Raw genomic sequence first — 20485 nt, forward strand, 5'->3', positions numbered from 1 at the left:
CGCAGGGAATCGCGGGGCGGAGGCCTCCAAGGGAAGGCGGTCACCGCCCCAATGGAGCGGCACCCAGGCCGTTACCCGGCGTCGAAGCTCTCGCCGCCGTCGTCGTTCGGTGACTTCTCCTCGGGCAGGTCGTTGCCGCTGCCGTCCGGAAGGCCGGCGGCTTCCTGTCCGGACTCGGACGAGACCGGGGCCGAACCCTGCGAGTCGTCGTTGGACTCATCAATCTCGGCGGCGCTGGAGGGAAGGTCGACGTCGCGGGGCACCGGATCCGCCTCCGGATCGGACTGCGGCGCGTTGGTGTCGGCGCTGCCCGTGCCGGATCCGGAACCATCCACTGGTGCCTGCGATCCGCCCATTTCCTGCTCAGCGGTGGGAGTGCCGTATCCGCCCGGGTCCGATTCGGGCTGGGCGTGCTGGTTTTCCTGCGTCATGGTTTCCTCCTGTTGTGGATTCGGATGAAGCTGTTTTGCTGGCGTGGGTGCAGCCCTAGAGGCCCTTGCCGCCGGTTACCGGCAGCACCGCCCCGGAAATATACGAACCGTCCTCTGAGGCCAGCAGCACATAGGCGGCAGCGAGCTCGGCCGGCTGGCCGGCCCGTTCCAGGGGCGTGTCCTGGCCGAACGTTGGGAGTTTGTCCGGCCATTCCGTTGCGGGGATCAGCGGGGTCCAGATGGGCCCGGGGGCCACGGCGTTGACCCGAATGCCCTTGGGCCCGAGTTCCTGCGCCAGTGCCTTGGTGAACGCCACCTGGGCGGCCTTGGTCATCGCGTAGTCGATCAGCGCCGGGGACGGGTTGAAGGCCTGGATCGATGCAGTGGTGATGATGGACGCGCCCGGCTTCAGATGGGGTACCGCGGCCCGCGCCGTCCACAGCAGCGAGTAGAGGTTGGTCTTGAAGACCCGGTCGAATTCCTCGGTGGGCAGCGACTCCAGGCTTTCGCGGTTCTTCTGGTACGCGGCGTTCAGGACCACCACGTCCAGCCGGCCGAATCCGGACGCGGTTTCCTCAGCGATGCGGGTGCTGAAGTCCTCTTCCCGGCCGTCTCCCGCAAACAGCAGGACCCGCTGGCCGGCCTTGCGGATCCAGTCCGCGGTGTCCTGCGCGTCTTCTTCCTCTTCCGGAAGATAGGAGATGGCTACATCGGCGCCCTCACGCGCGAAGGCGATGGCGGCGGCCTTGCCGATTCCGGAATCGCCGCCCGTGATGAGGGCGGCCTTGCCCTGGAGCTTTCCATGCCCTTCGTAGCTCAGTTCCCCGTGGTCAGGTTTCGGGTCCATTGGTGCCGTGAGCCCGGGCTGCTTCTGCTCCTGCTCCGGGAACGGGCCGGAGTGGTAGCCGCCCCGGGGATCCTTTGGCTGGTCCCTCTGCTTGTCTGTGTCGCTCATAGTCCGCCTGCTCACTGTGTCGGTTTTCGAAGAGCTCCGCCGTGCACCTGCTCTTCGAAGCTATCCCGGCCGGAGGAACAAAGTCCACCGATCGGAGCGAATAATCAGTAAACTTATCAAATGTAGGTCGCGGTGCAACGCCTGCCGTGTTTCCCGGCGCCGGAAGAGCCGAAAGGGAGCAGGCAGGTGGAGGGAGGAAGGCAATGTCCGAGGTGGAGGATTACACGGGCAGGACAGGCAGGAACGAAACCCGTGAGGAGCAGCTGGACCGCAACTGGGCCGAACTGCTGCAGGAGATGCGGGTACTGCAGATGGGCGTCCAGATCCTGGCAGGCTTCCTGCTGACGCTCCCCTTCCAGGAACGCTTTGAGACCCTGGACGATTTCCAGGTTGGCCTCTACCTCACCAACGTGGTGGTTGCGGCGCTCACCACCGCGCTTATCCTCCTGCCGGTCAGTGTGCACCGGCGGCTCTTCCGGAAGCGGCTCAAGGAAACCCTGGTAGCCAGCGGGGACACCATCGCAAAAATCACCCTCGCCGGAATCGCGCTGTTGAGCGCGGGTACCGCGGCCCTGGTTTTCGACGTGACCGCGGGACGCACGGCCGGCCTCACTGCCGGCGGAGCGCTGATGGCAGTGATGGTGGTCCTGCTGGTCTACGTCCCTATCCACCTCAACAGGCGCGCCGCCGCAGGGCAGGGATCGCCCGGACCTAACGGGGACTAGCCAGTGCGACAAAGGGCCCGCCCGTACCCCTTAAGCGCCCTCGAGGACCTGGCTTGTTGCCCACGCCAGGTACTTGGCGGCGTGCGCGACGGCGTCCTGGGGGCTGGGAGCCACGTCCAGCAGTTGCGCGGCAGCCACCACGCCATGTTCAGCAAGCTCCTCGGGCGTCACCAGGATGCGGCCGGCCACGACGATCACGGGAATGCCGCGCTCCCGTGCCGCGTCCGCCAGCGCGATGGGCGCTTTTCCGGTCAGGGACTGCGAGTCCATGGAGCCTTCCCCGGTGATCACCAGGTCCGCGCCACCCAGTTGCCCGGCCAGGCCGGTGAGTCCCGCCACCAGCGCGAAGCCGCCTTCCAGCGTGGCACCGGTGAAGGCAAGGAACGACGCCGGGAAGCCGCCGGCGGCGCCGGCGCCGGGGACGTTCACGTCCCGGCCGGTGGCCTCACGGAGGATGGACGCCCAGTTGCGGAGGCCGGCGTCGAGCAGTTCCACGGTGTCCGCGTCCGCACCCTTTTGCGGCGAGAACACGTGCGCGGCGCCGGACGTTCCAAAGAGCGGATTCCTGACATCCACGGCGATCCTGAAGGTGGTGGCAGCTAGCCGGGGGTCCAGCCCGCTGGTGTCCAGTGCCGCGACGTCGGCAAGTGACCCGCCACCCAGGGGCACCACGTTTCCGGCCGAGTCGAGCGGCTTGAGGCCCAGGGCGCGCAGGGCGCCGCTGCCGCCGTCCGTCATGGCCGATCCGCCCAGGCCCAGCACTATTTCGGTGGCTCCGGCCTCCAGGGCCGCCGCAATGAGCTGTCCGCAGCCGTAGCTGTGGGCCCGGAGTGCGTTGGCCGGGGTGGGTTCCATGTCCGCGAGGCCGGAGGCCTGGGCCGTTTCGATGACGGCGGTGACCTTGCCGTCGTCGGCCTTGTTGATGGCCCAGGCGGCTCCGAGGGGGGCCAGGATGGGGCCGACCACGGCATTGAGCCGTTCCTCGAAGCCGGCGGCCACTGCCGCCTCCAGTGTTCCCTCGCCGCCGTCGGCAATGGGGAACTGGGTGGCAACGGCCTCCGGGTACACGCGCAGCGCGCCTTCCGCGATGGCTGCAGCGGCTTCAGCCGCCGTCAGGGAACCCTTGAACTTGTCCGGAGCAATAAGAATGCGCATGCGCTCCATCATGCCAGCAGTCGCCGGGAAAGCGCTTGCCGGATCCGTCATCCGGACAGCTCGCCCACCGCACCGCAGCCGTACGGCCTACCCTTCGCGCCACTCCTGGCTGGTGATGTGGGATCCGGCCTGCGGCCCCATCTGCAGCATTCCGCCGTCCACCGCCCAGGAGGCGCCGTTCACGTAGCTGGAAGCGGGTGAGGCAAGGAAGGCAATAACGGCAGCAACTTCCCGTGCGTCGCCGGGCCTGCCCAGCGGGACGCCAGGCCTGTCCTTGGTGGTGGGGTCCTCATCTTCCTGTCCGGTCATCGGCGTGGCGATCTCCCCCGGCGCCACGCTGTTGGCGGTGATTCCATGCCCGGCAAGCTCAAGGGCCAGCGTTTTCATGAGTCCGCCGAGGCCGTGCTTGGACGCGTCGTAGGCGGCGGCCCCTACCCTCGGCTGGAATTCATGGACGCTGGTGACGGCAATGAGGCGCCCGCCCCTGCCTGCCTTCACCATCCGGCGGGCAGCGGCCTGCAGGCACACAAACGCGCCGTTGAGGTTGGTGTCCAGGGTGCGCATCCAGGTGTCGACGTCGAGGTCCAGGAACTTGGTCCCGTCGCCGGCTCCGGCGTTGTTGACGAAGACGTCCACTCCGCCCAGCCCGTCCGCCAGTTCGTCGACGACGGCCCCGGCGGCACGCAGGTCAGTGGTATCCAGCTGCCGCACCACGGCCTTGCGGCCCAGGCGGCGGATCTCCTCCGCAGTGTCCTCGGCGCCGGCCTTGTCCGAGTGCCAGGTGACGCCGACGTCCATTCCTGCGCGGGCAAGGGCGACGGCGGCAGCCTTGCCTATTCCGGAGTCCGATCCGGTCACGATGGCGGTACGTGGAGTGAATCCTGCGGTGTCATGCATGGCGGCAGCCTTTCAGTCGGTCACGCACCGAAAGCGTGGAGCATTCAGTGGTGGCGCCTTCAGCGGTGGGCATTCGGTGGACGAAGCTTCCAGCAGGAGATAATTCCAGCGGGTCAGGCCGGGCGGCGGAGCTCCGGCGACGGCGGGTACTCGCCGTTCTGCGGAGAGTCGGGCTCTTCCGGTACCGCCATCAGCGGGACTGCGAATGTCACCACCGGGCGGCCCTCCGGATCATCGGCCGACCGGATGGTCAGGCTCCTGGTTCCCGGGGGCACGGAAGGGGTGAAGGTCTGCAGGTTCCGGGACTCCACCGTGGCCGAGTCCCGGAAGGAGTACTCGGTGCCGAAGTGGTCCTGCAGGATAAGGCGCGGCTCGGGGCCGTCGGCGGAGGCCAACTGGATGTTGACCACCAGCCCGGTGGCCCAGATCTCGACCGAAAGGATGGTGAACTCCGTGCGGTGGGTGACGTGCTGGCCGTAGGTTGGCGGCAGCAGCATCCCCCGAAGGCCGCCGGAGGGAATGAATTTGCGCATCGTGGTTCCTGTAGGTTCTGGGGCCGCCGCTGGCGGAGCGGCGCCGGCGCGGAAAGCCGGTGCCGGGCTGTACGCGGCGGGAGGGTGGTGGCTTAGGCGGGGTCGCGGCCGGCGTTTTTCGGGCGGAAGAGCGGGCCGCTGCGGGCCCTGCCATCGCTGGGGCCGGCAACCGTGCCGCCCCCGTTCCGGCACCTTCCGGCGCCGCCGATCCTGTTTCCCTTGCCCTTGTTGCCCTTGACCTGTGCCACGGTAGCCAGCCTTTCCCCCGGAAGCTATAACTAGTAAGACTACTTACCATGTAGCCTCCCGACCCTCCCTTGTGTCAAGGGCTTTGGATCTCTGTTGTGGAACAACTGTGGGGATCACCAACCGGGATCACCAGCGGCTGCGGGAAGTGGGCCAGGCTAGCCCCGCGGCCGCAGCACCGCGAAATAGCCCGGAACCCGGCTTTGCCCGTCCACCCCGGTCATCGGGTTCGTTTCGATGGCCACCTCACCGTCCGCCAGGAGGTCCCAGGCCTCCGGCGGAAAGGCCCGCGAGCGCTCCTCCGGGCCGAAGTGGCCGGGCATGGGCAGCCCGCGGATGGCCCGTTCCAGCGGAGCCGGGATGTTGCGGGTTGTGGCGCCGAGATGGGAGACGTACTGCACCGGGTTGCCCTGGAAATTGGTCTCCGCCAGGAACACCGTGCCGGTGCTGCCGGCCAGCAGCCGCAGGTTGTCGACCATCGCCGACTGGTCCGCCGCGTCCAGGACGTGCAGGACGCCCCGGATGAAGACGTTCGCATCGCCCTGGACAGCGAGAGCGCCGGCTGCGCCGGCCCCGGTCATGTCCAGGGCCTGGTAACGGACCCTGGCTGCAAGGCCGTCGGCCCGGGTGTGCCCATCGGCATGGGCTACGGCGTGGCCGGACACGTCCACGCCCACGGCCTCGGTGAAAACGCCGGCCAGCGCCCTGGTGAAACGGCCATGCCCGCAGCCCACGTCAATGACGGGAAGTTCCCGGTCCAGGTATCGGAGCAGGACGTCCCTGTAGCCGAGGAATTCATCGTCGGTACCCGGATCCCAAAGAATTTCTGTGCCGGCCCCCCGCCCCCGGATGCCCGCCCAGTACGTGTCCCATGCCACCGGCCGGTCCTTGGGCGCAGAGCGGGACAGCCTGATGAGCTTGGGGAGCATCAGGTACTTCTGCAGGGCGGACCGCACGGACTTTGCGGCAGGGGACTTTGCTGGGGAGGACACGGAACAAATATAGGCGCCCCGCCACTCCCGGACGCGATCTGCCGGATTGTTGCAGCCTGCACGTCCACAATTCCGGCACTTCCGCCGCCGCGCAGGGGTGGGTGAAGCCCACCGCCCGCTTGGCATCGCCATACAATGTACTCAACTGGGAGGGAAGGGGGCACTGTGGCGGCTGAATCGCCGAGTGACCTGCGCGCGCCGCGCACCGCCGTTGTGGCAGATCCCGACGCCGGGCGGCTGGAATCGTACGCCAGGACGTTGCGGGACGCCGGCTACAGTGTCCTGTGCGCGGGGAACGCTGACGAACTCGCCGCCTCGGTGGACTCCCGCCAGCCCTCCGTGGTGGTCGTCGACGCTTCGCTCTCCGCCGTGGAAACGGCCGCGCCGGTCCTGGTGGTGGTGGACCTGGACAATCCGGCGGAACTCGCAGCCATGATGCCCTCCGGCGTCCACGACTGCATCGCCAAGCCGCCGCCTCCCAGGGAACTGGTCCACCGCGCCACCGCACTGATTGACCAAGTGGCCCGCCGCAAGGCCGCGCGGCAGGAAACCGAAGCCCTCCGTGAACAGCTCCGGGAGGTATCCGCCGCTGTTCGGGCAACAAACGATCCAGAGGAAATAGCCCGGCACGTGGTGGCCGGCTTCGGCCGGACGTTCAAGGCTGACCATGTCTGGCTGGCTACCTTCGAGGACAGCCGGGTTCCCCGCATCAATGCTTCCTGGAGCAGGCCGGGGCTGGAATCCCTCCCCGAACAGGCGCTTCCGGATGAACAGTACTCGCGGCAGACGGCGGACCGGCTGTGGGCCGGCGCCGAGACAATGTCCACCGCCGGGACGGAGGAGCCGCCGGCGGGTGATGCCCCTGCACCGGGAATCGCCAACGCGGTCTCCTCGCTGGCGGTGCCCATGGGCGAGGGAAGCTCATCGCTGGGCATCATTTGGATTGCGATGCTTGACGGACCGCGGACATGGTCCGGTACCGAGCTCGGGCTCATGCAGCATGTGGCCGGCAATGCGGCGCACGGACTCATCCAGAGCCACCTGATCAGCAGCCAGCAGCAGGTGGTGAAGCAGCTGCAGCAGCTCGACAAGGCCAAAACCGATTTCCTGGCCACGGTGAACCATGAGCTGCGGACGCCGCTGACGTCCATCATGGCGTACCTGGACATGATCCAGGAGAGCACCGAGCAGCCTGTCTCCCCCGAGGTCCACCAGATGCTGGACATCGTGGTCCGCAACACGGAGCGGCTCCGGATCCTGATCGAGGACATGCTGAGCGTCTCCCGCAATGGGCTTGATGACAGCCTGATGCACCTCACCCCCGTGCGGCTGGGACAAACCCTGGACCTGGTCGCGGCAGCACTCAGGCCCCTGGCCACGCAGCAAAACGTCACCATCGCCGTGGACCCGGTTCCGGAGGACCCGGAGATCCTCGCCGATGAGGTGCAGCTGCAGCAGGTTTTCACGAATCTGGTCTCCAACGCCATCAAGTTCACCCCGAGCGGTGGTCGGATCGAGGTGGGCAGCGAGTCGCACGCGGCCTCGGACGGCTCCCGCTGGGCCACCGTCAGCGTCGCGGACACCGGCATCGGCATTTCGAGCGACGAGATCGACCACGTCTTCACCCGTTTCTACCGGGCCTCCAACGCCATGACCGGCGCCATTCCCGGGACCGGCCTGGGGCTGGCGATCACCAAGGACATCGTGTCCCGCCACGGCGGCCGGATCGACGTGTCCTCCACCCTGGGCAGCGGCACCACCGTCACCGTCAGCCTGCCCCTCGATACCCGCAGCCAGGAAAACTGAGCACAATGCAGGAACACGATGTTTGCGGATAACGACCCGCGGCTCTCCCAGCTCCTGGAAGGCATTGTGCGGCTGGCGTCCGGCGACCTCACTTCCCGGATCGAGGTGTCCCCCGCGCGCGACGAACTCGACGCGATCATCATGGGCACCAACCTGCTCGCCGAGGACCTGCAGATCATTTACGAGGAGCTCGAGCAGCGCGTGCAGGTGCGCACCCAGCTCCTGCACGAAGCCCACCTGGAAATGCAAAAGATGGCCATGCAGGACCCGCTCACGGGCCTGGCAAACCGCTCCGCCCTGATCGACGCACTCAAGGATGCGCTGGAGCCGGACGCGCCGTCCCCTTCCGGGGAGGGCCCGGCCCTCCTGCTGATGGACCTGGACGCCTTCAAATCCATCAACGACAGCCTGGGCCACACCGCCGGTGACCATGTCCTGGTGAGCGTGGGCGAGAGGATCCGCAGCGCCGTCCGCGAGTCCGACGTCGTTGCCCGCCTGGGTGGTGACGAGTTCGCCATCGTCCTGCCTGCGGCCTCCCCGGACCAGGCAGGCATCGTGGGGCACCGCATCCTGGCGGCCCTGGGCCAGCCGGTGGAGCTGCCCGGCCGCAGCGTGCGCTGCGGCGCGAGCATCGGGCTCAGCGCCGGCGGCGCCGGCAAGACCCCCGAGGACATGCTGATGGAAGCCGACGTCGCCATGTATGCCTCGAAGGCCGAAGGGCAGAACCGGCTGCACCGCTTCGAACCCGGACTTCTGCTGGTCCGCAGGCTCCGCAGCCAGCTGGTGGACGACCTGCGTGCCACCCTCAAGGACGGAGGCCTCACGCTCCACTACCAGCCCGTGGTGGAGCTCGCCACGGGGCGGATCGAAGGCGTGGAGGCCCTGGTCCGCTGGAACCACCCGACGCGCGGCTTCATCATGCCCGATGAGTTCATTCCCCTCGCCGAAGAGGCAGGGCTGATCTCCGAGCTGGGGCTGTGGGTCCTCCGGGCCGCGGTGCACCAGCTCCGCGACTGGATCGAAGCATCGCTGGTGGACAGCCGGTTCTCCGTCCGGATCAATATCTCGGCCACAGACCTGCAGAGCCTGCAGTTCATCGAGGACGTCAGGAACGTCCTGAAGGAAACGGGCGTCAGGCCGGAACAGGTGGTCCTGGAGCTGACGGAAGTGGCAATCGTCAAAGGGAACGAACTGGACCGCTACTCGCTGGGCGGCCTGCGGGGCCTGGGCGTGGGAATCGAGATCGATGACTTCGGCACCGGTTACTCGTCCATCAGTTATCTGCGCCGGCTGCCCGTGGACCGGGTCAAGGTGGACCGGTCGCTCATCACCGGACTGGGCACCGACCCCACGCAGCCGGCACTGGTGGCAGCGGTCCTGCAGCTCATCAGGGCTTGCGGGCTGGAAGCCGTGTGGGAAGGCGTGGAAACTGCAGAGCAGGCCGAGCTGCTGCGCGGCCTGGGTTGCCTCAGCGCACAGGGCTATTTCTTCAGCAGGCCGGTCCCGCCTGAACAAATTCCGGAATTGTTGGCGGGCCAAGCGGAAAGCGCAGCCCGGTAAAGTACTGCGCTTTTGTTTCCCGCGATATACGATCATCGTGCGGTGTCTGGTTTTCGTCGCCGCGAAAATCAGGTTTCAGCATGGACACCGGAATTTAAAGGCGTTTGGAAATTGAACAACATCGGGGCCAATGGGTCATTACTTCGTCAACTGGGGGCGTAGCTAATGTCGGTTCGAATACAGGCATGGGGAATTATTGCCGCTGTACTGGCGGATACGGATCCGTCCGGAGCGGCTGTCCGGCAGCGGCTGAGCAACAGCCTGGATGAGAATCCGGGAGTGCCGGAACGGGCGCTGCTCGAGTATCTCCTGGATACCCGGCGCAGCGACGCCAATACCGTGGAAACGCTGGAGAGCGCCCGGGAAATGCGGCTTACCCCCGCAGTCCCGCCGAAAGTGGCGGAGCAAATCGACGCGATCCGCAGTATGTCCCGCATCAGCGCGCTGCTCGAAAACCAGATGCTGATGACCGCCTTCCAGCCAATTTACGGACTGGAGGAAAAGAGCGTGGTGGGAGTCGAGGCATTGTCCCGGTTCGTCAGCGATGACGGAGCCGCCGCGGAACTGTGGTTTGCCGAGGCCGCCGCCGTCGGTTTGGGAGCTAACCTGGAATTCGCCGCGCTGGGATCTGCCGCCGCTGCGGCGAAGTCGCTTCCCGGGAACCTGTTCGTGTCCCTCAACATTTCGCCCGCCTCCTGCCTGGACCCCCGGCTGCCTGAATTGTTCGATCACATTGATCTCCCCATCAACCGCGTGGTGCTCGAAATGACGGAGACCGTCAAGGATGAGGAGTACCCGCAGTTCATTTCCGCCATCAATCCGCTGCGGGACAGGGGACTGCGGATCGCCGTGGACGACACCCATTCCGGGGCGGGGGCGCTGGGCCGGATGGTGCACCTGCGGCCGGATTTCCTGAAGCTGGGCCGGAATGTGATCGGCGATGTGGACAAGGACGGCATCCAGCGCGCCCTGGCCGCCTGCCTGGTGGATTTCGCGGAACAGCTCGGCACCACGCTGGTGGCTGAGGGCGTCGAGACTGTAGGGGAACTCAAGGTCCTCACCGAACTCGGAATCAGCGCCGGGCAGGGCTACCTGCTGGGCCGGCCCTCCGTCCGGCCCAAGGACTGGGCCGGCTGGAACGGCCGCCTGGACGTGGACGGACTCAACCGCCACCTTGCCGGACGAGAGCAGGCCGAGGAGTCTCCGGTCGCCAGCGAACAGCACTGACCCGGCCAGCGGCGGAGTCCTCCGGACACCATCCGAAGGACCGCCCGCCCAAGGGTGCTATTCGCTGTGGCCCTGGTCGCCGCTCATCTGGTCTTCCGCAGGCGGCGTCTCGCCCGGAGGCACTCCACCGCCCGGTTCCAGCCCCGTGATGTTGCCTTCGGCGGGATCCGGATTCGACGAGCCGGCAGAGTCCTTCACGCCTTGCCCGCTGCCGCCCGGCTGGCCCGCAGGTGGCTGGCCAACGCCTTCCCTGGCGTCGGCCGGCGGGGTCTTGCCCGGCTGGTCCGGATTCGCGGGATCATTTTCGGGATGGTAGCTGCTCATGGTGCTTGCGTCCTTCCTGCCCGGCCGCGGTTCCTTGCCCCGGCTCTGGACTAATTGTAAGCATGCTGATATTCCGGAAGGGTAATGCTGCGGGCATCCGCTGGGGTGCCCGGCACGCGAGGTCGGAAGGAGCAGTCACATGGGTATCGGCGACAGCATCGGCAAGGCAGCAGAAAACGCCATGGAGGATCTGGCAGGGACATCAAAGCCCACTGAAACAGCGCATGTTCCCGAGCCCACGGACCCGAACGATGACGTGGAGGTCCATTCCTCCATCAGCGAAGGCTCCAACGCCATGGATGCGGAGAAGCAAAAGGCCCCGGGCCCCACAACCGGAGCAGCTCCGGGCCCTGCCTCGGAATCCCCCTTTGGCGGGGACCTGGAGCCGGACGGGGCGGACGACGACGGCGGGCCGGCTGGCGGGGCGTCCGCACCGGGGGATGACGCGTCCGCACCGGCGGGCGGATCGCCTGCGTCCCAACGCGGCGTCCCCGGGTCAGGCGGCCTTCCGGAGCCCAACCCGGACGAGTTGCGGGCCGACCCGTCCGAAGGCGACCAGGACCCGTCCACCAGCACTGGCCGCGGCTAGCAGCACAGGCCGGCGGCTAGCAGCACAGGGCGCAGCCAGCCGGAGGTCAGCGCGAGTCCTGGGCAATCCTGCCTCGGACAGGGCCGCCGGCGCAGTCAGCCGTGCGGCCACTCTCCGCGCTCGAGCAGCACCTCGCGGAGCAGGTCCGCGCGGTCGGTGACCAGCCCGTCCACGCCCATCTCCAGGAGACGGCGCATCTCGTCCGGATCGTTGATGGTCCAGGCATGCACCACGAGGCCCAGGGAGTGCGCGCGCCGGACAAAGCCCGGCGTCACCACGTGCACCCTGCCGTAGCGCACCGGAACCTGCAGGGCGTGGACTCCGCGAAGGTTCCAGCGCATGCTCCGCCTGAAGACCGGCCCGGGGAGCAGGCGGCCCAGCACGGTGAACAAACCCACGGACACAACACCTGCCGACGCCGCCACGGGCTGGCTCAGCAGCTTCAGCACCGCCCGCCGCCGGCGGTCAGAGAAACTGGTCAGCAGTACCCTGTGGTGCACTTGATGCTCTTCGATTGCGGCTGCGATGCTGCGGACCGAGTTCCAGTCCTTGACGTCCACGTTGAGCCGGACCCCGGGCAACTCCGCAAGCAGCTCGTCCCACCGCGGGATGGGCTCACGCCCGCCGATCCGCGCCTTGGCTATTTCATGGGCGGGGAGCTCGGACACCCGGCCGCTGCCGTCGGTTACCCGGTCCAGCGTTTCATCGTGGAAGAGGAGCACCACGCCGTCGGCTGTGGTGTGGACATCAGTCTCAAGGTAGCGGTAGCCGAGGTCGACGGCGGCGCGGAAGGCGGCCATGGAGTTTTCCAGGCCGTCCCGGGAAAAGCCGCGATGCGCCATGGCGATGGGTATCGGGGACCCGTCCGCGGCGGCATGGTCGAAGAACGGGAGGGTCACACTGCGAGCGTACTCCAGGAGCGGCGGCCCCCGGTCAGGCAGCGTCAGCCCTCGTACGCAACGGCGTCTGCCTGGAGGACGATGTCCACGCCGTCGCTGCAGTGCAGCAGCGTCCGGCCGCGGCCGCCGTCGAAATCGATCCACACCGCGGAGTGGTCGGCAGTGACTGCGTCAACCAGGCCGCCGGCTTCGAATCCCGGGGCGAGGAGCACGCGGACGCGGTCGCCCGGCGTGAGCTTTTTCCAGTGCGGTGCGGGCGTTGCCTGGCGCGGCGGCGCGTCAGCGGTTCCAAGCTTCACTTTTCTTGCCATCGTTACCCCTTGAGCCTGTTACCCGGAGCCGGGATGGAGGGGTTGGGCCCTCCATCGCCAACGTTAGGGAGCGAAGATGAACGCGAGGTGAGCGCCAGCTGTGAAAACGGCGCTGCGTCCGGCCGGCGAGGGAGTCCGGCGCCGGGAATCAGGAAATCTGCACGCCCAGCGAGGCCAGCCGGGACTCCAAAACCTGGGCAACGCCGTCGTCGTCAAAGTGTGGTGCCTGCTGCCCGGCCGCGCGGATCGCTTCCGGGTGCCCGCTGGCCATGGCGTAGCCGTGCCCGGCCCAGCGGAGCATCTCGATGTCGTTGGGCATGTCCCCGAATGCCACCACGTCCTCGGCGCCGATGCCCAGGGCGGCGGCGTATTCGGCCAGGGTGACGGCTTTGTTGACCCCGGGCAGGGCGAGCTCGAGCATCGACACCCCCGGCGAGGAATGCGTTGCGGAGGCGAGATGTTCGACGGCGGGGGCCACCTCGGCGAGGAAGTCGTCGGCAGTGCCTTCGCGGACGATCGCCAGGAACTTCACCACGGCGTCGTCCGTTACCAGCGTTTCGGCCAGCGGCGCCGGCGTAAATTCGGAGAGCAGCTCACTGGAGCCGTTTTCGATGAAGCCGGGTTCAAGGTGGAACCCCCCGAGCGTTTCGGCGGCGAACAGCGCGGCGGGACGCAGCCGTTTGATGACGCGGCGTACTTCCAGGACAGCGTCGAGGGTCAGCGTCCGGGCGGAGACCAGCTTTTCGGCCTCAAGGTCCCAGACCACGGCTCCGTTGGAGCAGATGACGGTGCCGGTGTGGCCCAGCTGGTCCTGCAGGGGGTGCAGCCAGCGCGGCGGGCGTCCGGTGACAAAAACGAGTTCGACGCCGGCCTCCCGGCAGGCGTGGAAGGCACGGACGGTGCGGTCGCTGATTTTGCCATCGTGGCCGAGGATCGTTCCGTCTATATCGCTTGCTACCAACCGCATCCTGCCAGTCTACGTTGCGGGATGGGCCGGAAAACCCTGTGGGGACCGGTTTAAGGCGCTGCCCACGGTGAGCGCGATCGAATCGAACCGCGATAGTAGGGTGCGGGGTGACACATGCGCGCAGGCTTATAGGTGAAGGGGGAACCGTGATCTCAGCGCTCAACCAACTCGTCGATTACATCGACGGTCACCTCACTGAGGAGATCGCCATTGATGACCTGGCGGTCAGTCTCGGCATGACGGAGTACCACCTCCGCCGCATGTTCTCATCACTGGCCGGCATGCCGCTCTCCGAGTACGTCCGCAGGCGCCGCATGACGGTGGCGGCAACGGACGTTCTCGAAGGCGGCGAGCTGCTGGCAATCGCGGTGCGGTATGGCTACGGCTCTACCGAGGCTTTCAGCCGGGCATTCCGGTCAGTGCACGGCGCCGGGCCCAGCGACGTGCGCCGGGAAGGCGGACCCCTTCGCACGCAACCGCAGCTCAGGTTCCGCCTGACCGTAGAAGGGAACACCCCGATGGACACCCGCATCGCAGACAGGCCGGCTTTCCGGCTCATCGGCCATTCGGCCCGTGTGCCGCTTATCCACCACGGCCCCAACCCGCACATCCAGGCGCATATCGCCTCACTGCCGGCAGCAGAGCACGCCCGGCTCAAAGCACTGGGCAACACCGACCCCAGGGGCCTGCTCCAGGTGAGCGCCGACGTCGACCCGGACTACACGGAAGGCAGCGAGCTCACCTACCTCCATGGCGTCGCCGTCACCCCCACGACGCCGGTGCCCCGGGAGCTCGACGCGATCGAGGTCCCCGCAGGCACCTGGGCGGTGTTCCGTGCCGAAGGGGCGTACCCCGCGGTTCTGCAGTCCACGTGGGCATCCACAGCCACTGACTGGTTCCCGTCGAACCCGTGGCGGCTGCGCCCGGGCCCCTCGATGGTGGCAGTCCTGGATCGCAGCGCCGACTTCAGCACAGCAAGCTGCGAGTTGTGGCTCCCTGTCGAACGTGCCTGACGAATCAGCACCGCTCTCCGGATGCGCTGGAAACTCCGTACAGCCAGGCCCGGATCACTTTGTGTCTTTTGCCGCTCCAGGGCCGGCCCGCCGGGACCTTCCGCCCAGCCGGGCGGTGACTTTCGCTGCGGCTGCGGCGCAGGCCTCCCCCAAGGCCTGCAGCCTGTCCTGGGACACCCGGAACCGGGGTGCGGGGATCAGGACGGCGGCCACCACCTCGCCCCGGTGGTCGAAGACGGGTGCTGCCAGTCCCACTTCATCGATGGAGGTTTCGCCGTAGTTGACGGCCCAGCCGCGCCGGATGTCGTCTTTGAGCCGGACCAGGTAGGCGTCCAGGCTGGAGTCGTCCAGGCCCGGGTAGCTGATGGCGCCGCTGCTGAGCAGGGACCGGACCCGGGGTTCGGGTTCGCGGGCCAGGAAGACCTGCACGGAGGCGCTGAGGGCGTCGTTGTATCGTGCCCCCAGCGGGGTGGTGTGCTTGATCTGGTGGTGGCTGGCAATCTGCTCCACGCAGATGGATTCATCGCCGCTCCACACCATCAGTGCGCTTGTTTCGCCAGTCTGCTCCGAGAGCTCGCGGAGCACGGGATAGGCAACGCGGCGCTCCTCCAGTTCGGCGAGGAGCGGCCCGGCCACGGCAATCAGCCCCAGCCCGAGCCGGAACCGCCGCGTTTCGGCGTCCCGCTCCACCAGGTGCTCCTGCTCGAAGGTGGCCAGGATCCGTGAGACCGTGCTCTTGTGCAGCCCCACGCGGTTGGCGATCTCGGTGACGCCAAGCAGGGGCTCGTCCGCCGAGAAGGTCCGGAGGACTGCAATCGCGTTGACGATGACGGAAGCGCCCTTGCTGTCGCCGTTGCCTGTGGTCTCGGGTTCTGTTGCACTCATGGTGTTACCCATCATTCCCTAAGGGAGGGCCCGAAGCGGCGCCATGGGGATGACGCCGCTTCCGGGTGTTCGCCGGGCTGGTGGAGCCCGTGGGGGACGTTAGGCGCCGATGATGTTGTACTCGGGTCCGAACGGGAACTTGGTGATGTTCTCCGCGCCGTCCTCGCCCACCACCAGGATGTCGTGCTCGCGGTAGCCGCCGGCACCCGGCTGGCCCTCGAGGACGGTGATCATCGGTTCCATGGAGACCACCATGCCCGGTTCCAGCACCGTGTCGATGTCCTCGCGGAGCTCGAGTCCGGCTTCACGGCCGTAGTAGTGGCTCAGGACGCCGAACGAGTGGCCGTAGCCGAAGGTGCGGTTGGCCAGGAGCCCGTAGCCCACGTAGATCTCGTTGAGCTCGGCGGCGATGTCCTTGCAGACGGCGCCGGGCTTGATGAGTTCCAGGCCGCGCTTGTGGACTTCCACGTTGATGTTCCACAGCTCCAGTGAACGGGCATCCGGTTCACCGTAGAACAGGGTGCGCTCAAGGGCCGTGTAGTAGCCGGAGGTCATGGGGAAGCAGTTCAGGGACAGGATGTCATGTTCCTGGATCTTGCGGGTGGTGGCCCAGTTGTGGGCGCCGTCGGTGTTGATGCCGGACTGGAACCACACCCAGGTGTCGCGGATTTCGGAGTCGGGGAAGGTCCTGGCGATTTCGTGGACCATGGCCTCGGTGCCGATCAGCGCAACCTCGTACTCGGTGATCCCGGCGGTGATGGCGTTGCGGATGGCTTCGCCGCCCAGGTCGCCGATGCGGGCGCCGTGCTTGATGACCTCGATTTCCTCGGCGGACTTGATCATGCGCTGGCGCATGGCTGCCTGGGCCACGTCCACCAGGGTTGCGGACGGGAACGCTGCCTGGATCTTGTTGCGGTTGTCCAGCGGCAGCGAGTCGTCCTCGACGCCGAGGCGGCGCGGGTTGATGCCGCGGGTCCGCAGGACTTCCTGGATGGCGAAGATGTAGTTGTCGCGGCGCCAGTCCGTGTAGACGATGTTGTCGCCGTAGCTGCGGCGCCAAGGCATACCGGCGTCGATATTGGCGGTGACGGTGACGGTGTCATCCTTGGTGACCACCATGCCGTAGGAGCGGCCGAAGGTGGTGAAGAGGAAGTCGGAGTAGTACTTGATGGAGTGGTAGCTGGTGAGGACGACGGCGTCGAGGTCCTTCTCCGCCATGATGCGGCGCAGGCCGGCCAGGCGGCGCTCGAACTCGGTGTCGGAGAACGTGAGGCTGACCTTCTCGCCGTTCTTGAGGATCTTGGTGCGCTCGAGTTCGGCGACAGTGGTGGCGTTTTCGGTGGTGATGGTCATCGTGACGATGCCTTTCTCTCGTGCATTTGTTGAGGTGCAGCTGGTTTGGTGTGGAGGGAAGCTATTCGTGCCGCAGGGGCTCTTTGCAGGTTTCCCTGGAGAGCGACACGGCGATGAGGGAGACGACGGCGGCAGCCACCAGGTACCAGGCCGGAGCCAGGTCGCTTGCGGTGGCGGCGATGAGGAGTGTCGCCATGAACGGGGCGGTGCCGCCGAACAGGGCGTTGGAAAGGTTGAAACTGACCGCGAAGCCGCTGTAGCGCACGCGGGTCGGGAACATTTCCGCCAGGAAGCTGGGGAGCGTGCCGTCGTTGAGGGTGAGCATCGCGCCCAGCAGGATCTGTACCAGGACGATGACCAGGAAGTTGCCGGTGCCGAGCAGCGCGAAGGCGGGGACGGTCAGGACAATGAAGGCAACCGATGCGCTGATCAGCACCTTCTTGCGCCCGTACCGGTCCGAGAGCATGCCGGTGAGGAAGATGAAGCCGATGTAGGTGATCAGCGCGATGGTGGTGGCAAGGAATGATTCCGTTTCGCCCAGGCCCAGTTCCGAGGACAGGTAGGTGGGCATGTAGCTGAGGATCACGTAGAAGCCGACGGCGTTGAGCAGCACGGCGCCGACGGCTTGCAGCAGCTGGCGCCAGTGGTTGCGGAAGAGGCTGGAGACAGGGGCCTTGACAGCGTGGTCCTCGGCGGCCAGTTCACGGAATACGGGGGTGTCCTCAAGCTTGGTCCGGATGTACCGGCCGATCAGGCCCATGGGGGCCGCCAGCAGGAAGGGCAGCCGCCAGCCCCAGCTCTGCATCGCCTCGGTGGAGAGCAGGGTGGTCAGCAGGCCGGCCATGAGTGAACCCAGGAGCAGGCCGGCGGCGGTGCTCGCGGGGACGACGGCGGCGTACAGGCCACGCCGGTTGGCGGGGGCGTACTCCACCAGGAAGGCCGAGGCTCCCGCGTATTCACCGGAGGCGGAGAAGCCCTGGACCACCCTGATGATCAGGAGCAGGACGGGCGCCCAGATGCCGATGGTGTCATAGCCCGGAATCAGGGCTATGCAGAACGTGGCTCCGGACATGATGAGGATTGACAGGGAGAGGGCCGTCCGCCGTCCCACCCTGTCGCCGATATGGCCCCAGATGAAGCCGCCGAGCGGGCGTACCAGGAATGAGATGGCAAAAAGGGCGAAGGTCAGCAGCAGCCCGGTCTGCGGATCGGATTCCGGGAAGAAGACCGTTGCGATGGTGACGGCCAGGTAGCCGTAAACGGCGTAGTCGAACCATTCAACGAAGTTGCCGATGAAGCTGGCAGCGATGACCCGGCGCCGCGTTTCCTTGCTGACCGCGCTGTCGGCAGGTGCGGGACGCGGACCGCTCACGATGCTGCCCGGGGAGGAAGTTTCGTTACTCATGTATCCACCAAAGTGTTGTGGTTGCATTCAGCGCAACGCTGTTGCAACAGACTAGGGCGTGATGGCCACCACAGTCAATGGTTTCGAGGTGGGGAGTTAATCCATTGAGACGATCTGGTTCGAAGAACGCGAGGGGCATCTCCAGCAGTTGAGCGGCATGGACAGGCATGGAGACCCGAGTCTAGGGAGTTGCTCCAGATGCAATAGAGTTGCGGAAAGGCCGCACACTGACCCCAACCGCCTGGCGTTGAGGCACGTCGCACCGGGCCGGCCTATTGACACCCCCTATGGCGGCTGACATATTTCGAGTAAGCGCTGTACGCACCGTGTTGTGCATTACGCAATTAGAGGGGGCAAGGCGGAGGACCTTGAGTGGAACGGCCACCCTTTCGGTGCCTGCCACCCGCCCCTTTGGGTAGCCGCCCGGAGGCGCCGCAGCTTCTAGACTTGATAGTCGGGCCGGGATCTTTGTCCGGCCAACGAAAGGAACACAGGAATCATGGTTCATAAAGTCAAGGCAGTCATCGCCAAGGAAAAGAACGCTCCGGTGTCAGTGGAGACCATCCTGGTGCCGGATCCCGGTCCGGGCGAGGCCCTGGTGGACATTTTGACGTGTGGCGTCTGCCATACGGACCTGCACTACAAGCAGGGCGCCATCAACGACGACTTCCCGTTCCTGCTCGGCCATGAAGCCACCGGTGTGGTCAGCGCCGTAGGTGACGGTGTCACCTCGGTCGCCCCCGGCGACCGCGTGATCCTGAACTGGCGTGCCGTGTGCGGTGAATGCCGCGCGTGCGCCAAGGGACAGCCCCAGTACTGTTTCAACACCGCCAACGCCACCCAGAAGATGACCCTGGAGGACGGCACGGAGCTCTCCCCCGCGCTGGGCATCGGGGCCTTCGCCGAGAAGACCCTCGTGGCTGCAGGGCAGTGCACCAAGGTGGACCCCGAGGCTGATGCTGCCGCCGTCGGCCTGCTGGGCTGCGGCATCATGGCCGGCATCGGCGCCGCCATCAACACTGGCGAGGTCAAGCGCGGCGAGTCCGTGGCGGTGATCGGCTGCGGCGGTGTGGGCATCGCCGCGATCGCCGGCGCCAAGCTCGCCGGCGCCACCACCATCATCGCCGTGGACATCGACGCCAATAAGGTGGACATGGCCACGTCACTGGGAGCGACGCACGGCATCGACTCCAGCAAAGAGGACCCCATCGAGGCCATCCGTGCCCTCACCGGAGGCAACGGAGCGGACGTGGTGATTGACGCCGTCGGCCGCCCTGAAACGTACAAGCAGGCGTTCTACGCCCGCGACCTCGCCGGACGCGTGGTCCTGGTGGGCGTCCCGACGCCGGCCATGCAGCTTGAGCTGCCGCTGCTGGACGTCTTCGGCCGCGGCGGCTCGCTCAAGTCCTCCTGGTACGGCGACTGCCTGCCTTCCCGCGACTTCCCCATGCTGGTGGCGCACTATAAGCAGGGCAACCTTGACCTGGACGCGTTCGTGACCGAACGGATCACCATCGACCAGGTGGAGGAAGCCTTCGACAAGATGCACGAGGGCAAGGTCCTGCGTTCGGTGGTGGAGCTCTAATGGCAGTCACCATCGAGAACCTGGTCACCTCGGGCACATTTTCGCTCGACGGCGGCACCTGGGACGTGGACAACAACGTCTGGACCGTAGGCAATGACGAGGAGTGCGTGATCATCGACTCCCCGCACGACGCCGCCGCGATCATCAGCCAGGTCCGGGGCCGGAAGGTCCTTGCCATCCTCCAGACCCACGCGCACAACGACCACATCGGTGCTGCGCGTGAGGTTGCCGACGCCGTGGGCGCCCCCATCTACCTGAACCCCGAGGACCTGGTGCTCTGGGAACAGGTGTACCCGGACTCCAAGCCGGACCGGGAACTGGCCGACGGCGACGTGTTCGAGGTGGGCGGTGCAGCACTGAAGGCCATCCACACCCCCGGCCATTCCCCGGGCTCCACGTGCTTCTACCTGGAAAGCGAGGGGACGGTCTTCACCGGGGACACGCTGTTCAACGGCGGCCCGGGGGCCACCGGACGGTCCTACAGCGACTACCCCACCATCCTGGCCTCCATCCGGGAACGCCTGCTCACCCTCCCGCCCGAGACTGTGGTCCGCACCGGCCACGGGGACAACACCACCATCGCGGCGGAAACGGAAACGCTGGCGAAGGTTTCTCAGTAGGCGGCGG

22 protein-coding genes are annotated in these 20485 nt (G+C 66.7%); 8 read left to right on the plus strand and 14 right to left on the minus strand.

Annotated elements, in window-relative coordinates; translation table 11 throughout:
- Nucleotides 1-71 precede the first annotated feature (71 nt).
- The gene (locus tag AC6CHP_RS15770; protein WP_188728832.1) at nucleotides 72-431 is read right to left on the minus strand and encodes a hypothetical protein; all 360 of its coding nucleotides are present in this window, start codon (nucleotides 429-431) and stop codon (nucleotides 72-74) included.
- 55 nt (nucleotides 432-486) lie between these two features.
- Entirely contained in the window at nucleotides 487-1386 is a 900-nt protein-coding gene (locus AC6CHP_RS15775) for an SDR family oxidoreductase (protein WP_377195638.1), read from the minus strand.
- A gap of 203 nt (nucleotides 1387-1589) precedes the next feature.
- On the opposite strand from AC6CHP_RS15775, the gene AC6CHP_RS15780 reads away from it, so the two are divergent.
- Nucleotides 1590-2111, plus strand: a complete 522-nt coding sequence (locus AC6CHP_RS15780) for a DUF6328 family protein (RefSeq protein WP_188728828.1) — start codon at nucleotides 1590-1592, stop codon at nucleotides 2109-2111.
- A 30-nt stretch (nucleotides 2112-2141) separates the two neighbouring features.
- On the opposite strand, the gene AC6CHP_RS15785 is transcribed toward AC6CHP_RS15780, so the two are convergent.
- From AC6CHP_RS15785 to AC6CHP_RS15805, 5 genes are all read right to left on the minus strand, one after another.
- Nucleotides 2142-3266, minus strand: coding sequence for a glycerate kinase (locus AC6CHP_RS15785; RefSeq protein WP_427117613.1), 1125 nt, complete (start codon nucleotides 3264-3266; stop codon nucleotides 2142-2144).
- A gap of 87 nt (nucleotides 3267-3353) precedes the next feature.
- The gene (locus tag AC6CHP_RS15790) at nucleotides 3354-4163 is read right to left on the minus strand and encodes an SDR family oxidoreductase (RefSeq protein ID WP_427117615.1); all 810 of its coding nucleotides are present in this window, start codon (nucleotides 4161-4163) and stop codon (nucleotides 3354-3356) included.
- 113 nt (nucleotides 4164-4276) lie between these two features.
- Nucleotides 4277-4696, minus strand: coding sequence for a hypothetical protein (locus AC6CHP_RS15795; protein WP_188728825.1), 420 nt, complete (start codon nucleotides 4694-4696; stop codon nucleotides 4277-4279).
- A 92-nt stretch (nucleotides 4697-4788) separates the two neighbouring features.
- On the minus strand, nucleotides 4789-4944 hold the full coding sequence (locus AC6CHP_RS15800; protein WP_188728823.1) for a hypothetical protein: 156 nt from the start codon (nucleotides 4942-4944) through the stop codon (nucleotides 4789-4791).
- A 156-nt stretch (nucleotides 4945-5100) separates the two neighbouring features.
- Nucleotides 5101-5871: a class I SAM-dependent methyltransferase gene (locus AC6CHP_RS15805; RefSeq protein ID WP_188729210.1), complete on the minus strand. Its 771-nt coding sequence runs from the start codon at nucleotides 5869-5871 to the stop codon at nucleotides 5101-5103.
- Nucleotides 5872-6069: 198 nt separating this feature from the next.
- On the opposite strand from AC6CHP_RS15805, the gene AC6CHP_RS15810 reads away from it, so the two are divergent.
- The 3 genes from AC6CHP_RS15810 (at nucleotide 6070) to AC6CHP_RS15820 (ending at nucleotide 10527) form a co-directional block, all read left to right on the plus strand.
- Nucleotides 6070-7740, plus strand: coding sequence for an ATP-binding protein (locus AC6CHP_RS15810; protein ID WP_498230875.1), 1671 nt, complete (start codon nucleotides 6070-6072; stop codon nucleotides 7738-7740).
- Nucleotides 7741-7758: 18 nt separating this feature from the next.
- Nucleotides 7759-9300: a putative bifunctional diguanylate cyclase/phosphodiesterase gene (locus AC6CHP_RS15815; protein ID WP_498230877.1), complete on the plus strand. Its 1542-nt coding sequence runs from the start codon at nucleotides 7759-7761 to the stop codon at nucleotides 9298-9300.
- Nucleotides 9301-9465: 165 nt separating this feature from the next.
- A complete protein-coding gene (locus AC6CHP_RS15820; protein WP_498230878.1) occupies nucleotides 9466-10527 on the plus strand; it encodes an EAL domain-containing protein in 1062 nt (353 codons plus the stop codon).
- A gap of 57 nt (nucleotides 10528-10584) precedes the next feature.
- Here the strand turns inward: AC6CHP_RS15820 and AC6CHP_RS15825 are convergent, their stop codons facing one another.
- A complete protein-coding gene (locus AC6CHP_RS15825) occupies nucleotides 10585-10851 on the minus strand; it encodes a DUF6480 family protein (protein ID WP_188728818.1) in 267 nt (88 codons plus the stop codon).
- A gap of 139 nt (nucleotides 10852-10990) precedes the next feature.
- On the opposite strand from AC6CHP_RS15825, the gene AC6CHP_RS15830 reads away from it, so the two are divergent.
- Nucleotides 10991-11440, plus strand: a complete 450-nt coding sequence (locus AC6CHP_RS15830) for a hypothetical protein (RefSeq protein WP_498230880.1) — start codon at nucleotides 10991-10993, stop codon at nucleotides 11438-11440.
- A gap of 95 nt (nucleotides 11441-11535) precedes the next feature.
- On the opposite strand, the gene AC6CHP_RS15835 is transcribed toward AC6CHP_RS15830, so the two are convergent.
- From AC6CHP_RS15835 to AC6CHP_RS15845, 3 genes are all read right to left on the minus strand, one after another.
- Nucleotides 11536-12339, minus strand: a complete 804-nt coding sequence (locus AC6CHP_RS15835; protein WP_498230882.1) for a glycerophosphodiester phosphodiesterase family protein — start codon at nucleotides 12337-12339, stop codon at nucleotides 11536-11538.
- Between the two features lie 44 nt (nucleotides 12340-12383).
- Nucleotides 12384-12650, minus strand: a complete 267-nt coding sequence (locus AC6CHP_RS15840) for a hypothetical protein (protein ID WP_498230884.1) — start codon at nucleotides 12648-12650, stop codon at nucleotides 12384-12386.
- Between the two features lie 148 nt (nucleotides 12651-12798).
- Nucleotides 12799-13617: an HAD family hydrolase gene (locus AC6CHP_RS15845; protein WP_498230886.1), complete on the minus strand. Its 819-nt coding sequence runs from the start codon at nucleotides 13615-13617 to the stop codon at nucleotides 12799-12801.
- 146 nt (nucleotides 13618-13763) lie between these two features.
- Here AC6CHP_RS15845 and AC6CHP_RS15850 point away from each other — a divergent pair, with 146 nt between their 5' ends.
- Nucleotides 13764-14630 carry an AraC family transcriptional regulator gene (locus AC6CHP_RS15850; RefSeq protein WP_498230888.1) on the plus strand — a complete coding sequence of 289 codons (867 nt, stop codon included), beginning with the start codon at nucleotides 13764-13766 and terminating at the stop codon, nucleotides 14628-14630.
- Nucleotides 14631-14684: 54 nt separating this feature from the next.
- Here the strand turns inward: AC6CHP_RS15850 and AC6CHP_RS15855 are convergent, their stop codons facing one another.
- The 3 genes from AC6CHP_RS15855 to AC6CHP_RS15865 all read right to left on the minus strand — a co-directional run bounded on the left by AC6CHP_RS15855 (nucleotide 14685) and on the right by AC6CHP_RS15865 (nucleotide 18273).
- Nucleotides 14685-15515: an IclR family transcriptional regulator gene (locus AC6CHP_RS15855; protein ID WP_498230890.1), complete on the minus strand. Its 831-nt coding sequence runs from the start codon at nucleotides 15513-15515 to the stop codon at nucleotides 14685-14687.
- 99 nt (nucleotides 15516-15614) lie between these two features.
- Entirely contained in the window at nucleotides 15615-16868 is a 1254-nt protein-coding gene (locus tag AC6CHP_RS15860) for an aminopeptidase P family protein (RefSeq protein WP_174179015.1), read from the minus strand.
- 61 nt (nucleotides 16869-16929) lie between these two features.
- The gene (locus AC6CHP_RS15865) at nucleotides 16930-18273 is read right to left on the minus strand and encodes an MFS transporter (RefSeq protein WP_104185755.1); all 1344 of its coding nucleotides are present in this window, start codon (nucleotides 18271-18273) and stop codon (nucleotides 16930-16932) included.
- 499 nt (nucleotides 18274-18772) lie between these two features.
- Here AC6CHP_RS15865 and AC6CHP_RS15870 point away from each other — a divergent pair, with 499 nt between their 5' ends.
- Together AC6CHP_RS15870 and AC6CHP_RS15875 are read left to right on the plus strand one after the other, a co-directional pair.
- Nucleotides 18773-19858: an S-(hydroxymethyl)mycothiol dehydrogenase gene (locus AC6CHP_RS15870; RefSeq protein ID WP_188728805.1), complete on the plus strand. Its 1086-nt coding sequence runs from the start codon at nucleotides 18773-18775 to the stop codon at nucleotides 19856-19858.
- Nucleotides 19858-20478: an MBL fold metallo-hydrolase gene (locus AC6CHP_RS15875; protein ID WP_498230893.1), complete on the plus strand. Its 621-nt coding sequence runs from the start codon at nucleotides 19858-19860 to the stop codon at nucleotides 20476-20478. Before AC6CHP_RS15870 ends, AC6CHP_RS15875 begins: the two co-directional genes overlap by 1 nt.
- The last annotated feature ends 7 nt before the right edge of the window (nucleotides 20479-20485 follow it).

The organism is Pseudarthrobacter sp. GQ63 (assembly GCF_059758765.1).

Coding starts and splice junctions, on each gene's coding strand:
- AC6CHP_RS15855 (WP_498230890.1), bottom strand. CDS start 15,515: ATGAGTGCAACAGAACCCGAGACCACAGGCAACGGCGACAGCAAGGGC.
- AC6CHP_RS15815 (WP_498230877.1), top strand. CDS start 7,759: ATGTTTGCGGATAACGACCCGCGGCTCTCCCAGCTCCTGGAAGGCATT.
- AC6CHP_RS15805 (WP_188729210.1), bottom strand. CDS start 5,871: ATGCTCCCCAAGCTCATCAGGCTGTCCCGCTCTGCGCCCAAGGACCGG.
- AC6CHP_RS15870 (WP_188728805.1), top strand. CDS start 18,773: ATGGTTCATAAAGTCAAGGCAGTCATCGCCAAGGAAAAGAACGCTCCG.
- AC6CHP_RS15875 (WP_498230893.1), top strand. CDS start 19,858: ATGGCAGTCACCATCGAGAACCTGGTCACCTCGGGCACATTTTCGCTC.
- AC6CHP_RS15825 (WP_188728818.1), bottom strand. CDS start 10,851: ATGAGCAGCTACCATCCCGAAAATGATCCCGCGAATCCGGACCAGCCG.
- AC6CHP_RS15775 (WP_377195638.1), bottom strand. CDS start 1,386: ATGAGCGACACAGACAAGCAGAGGGACCAGCCAAAGGATCCCCGGGGC.
- AC6CHP_RS15865 (WP_104185755.1), bottom strand. CDS start 18,273: ATGAGTAACGAAACTTCCTCCCCGGGCAGCATCGTGAGCGGTCCGCGT.
- AC6CHP_RS15795 (WP_188728825.1), bottom strand. CDS start 4,696: ATGCGCAAATTCATTCCCTCCGGCGGCCTTCGGGGGATGCTGCTGCCG.
- AC6CHP_RS15780 (WP_188728828.1), top strand. CDS start 1,590: ATGTCCGAGGTGGAGGATTACACGGGCAGGACAGGCAGGAACGAAACC.
- AC6CHP_RS15840 (WP_498230884.1), bottom strand. CDS start 12,650: ATGGCAAGAAAAGTGAAGCTTGGAACCGCTGACGCGCCGCCGCGCCAG.
- AC6CHP_RS15785 (WP_427117613.1), bottom strand. CDS start 3,266: ATGCGCATTCTTATTGCTCCGGACAAGTTCAAGGGTTCCCTGACGGCG.
- AC6CHP_RS15830 (WP_498230880.1), top strand. CDS start 10,991: ATGGGTATCGGCGACAGCATCGGCAAGGCAGCAGAAAACGCCATGGAG.
- AC6CHP_RS15770 (WP_188728832.1), bottom strand. CDS start 431: ATGACGCAGGAAAACCAGCACGCCCAGCCCGAATCGGACCCGGGCGGA.
- AC6CHP_RS15820 (WP_498230878.1), top strand. CDS start 9,466: ATGTCGGTTCGAATACAGGCATGGGGAATTATTGCCGCTGTACTGGCG.
- AC6CHP_RS15860 (WP_174179015.1), bottom strand. CDS start 16,868: ATGACCATCACCACCGAAAACGCCACCACTGTCGCCGAACTCGAGCGC.
- AC6CHP_RS15790 (WP_427117615.1), bottom strand. CDS start 4,163: ATGCATGACACCGCAGGATTCACTCCACGTACCGCCATCGTGACCGGA.
- AC6CHP_RS15810 (WP_498230875.1), top strand. CDS start 6,070: ATGTACTCAACTGGGAGGGAAGGGGGCACTGTGGCGGCTGAATCGCCG.
- AC6CHP_RS15845 (WP_498230886.1), bottom strand. CDS start 13,617: ATGCGGTTGGTAGCAAGCGATATAGACGGAACGATCCTCGGCCACGAT.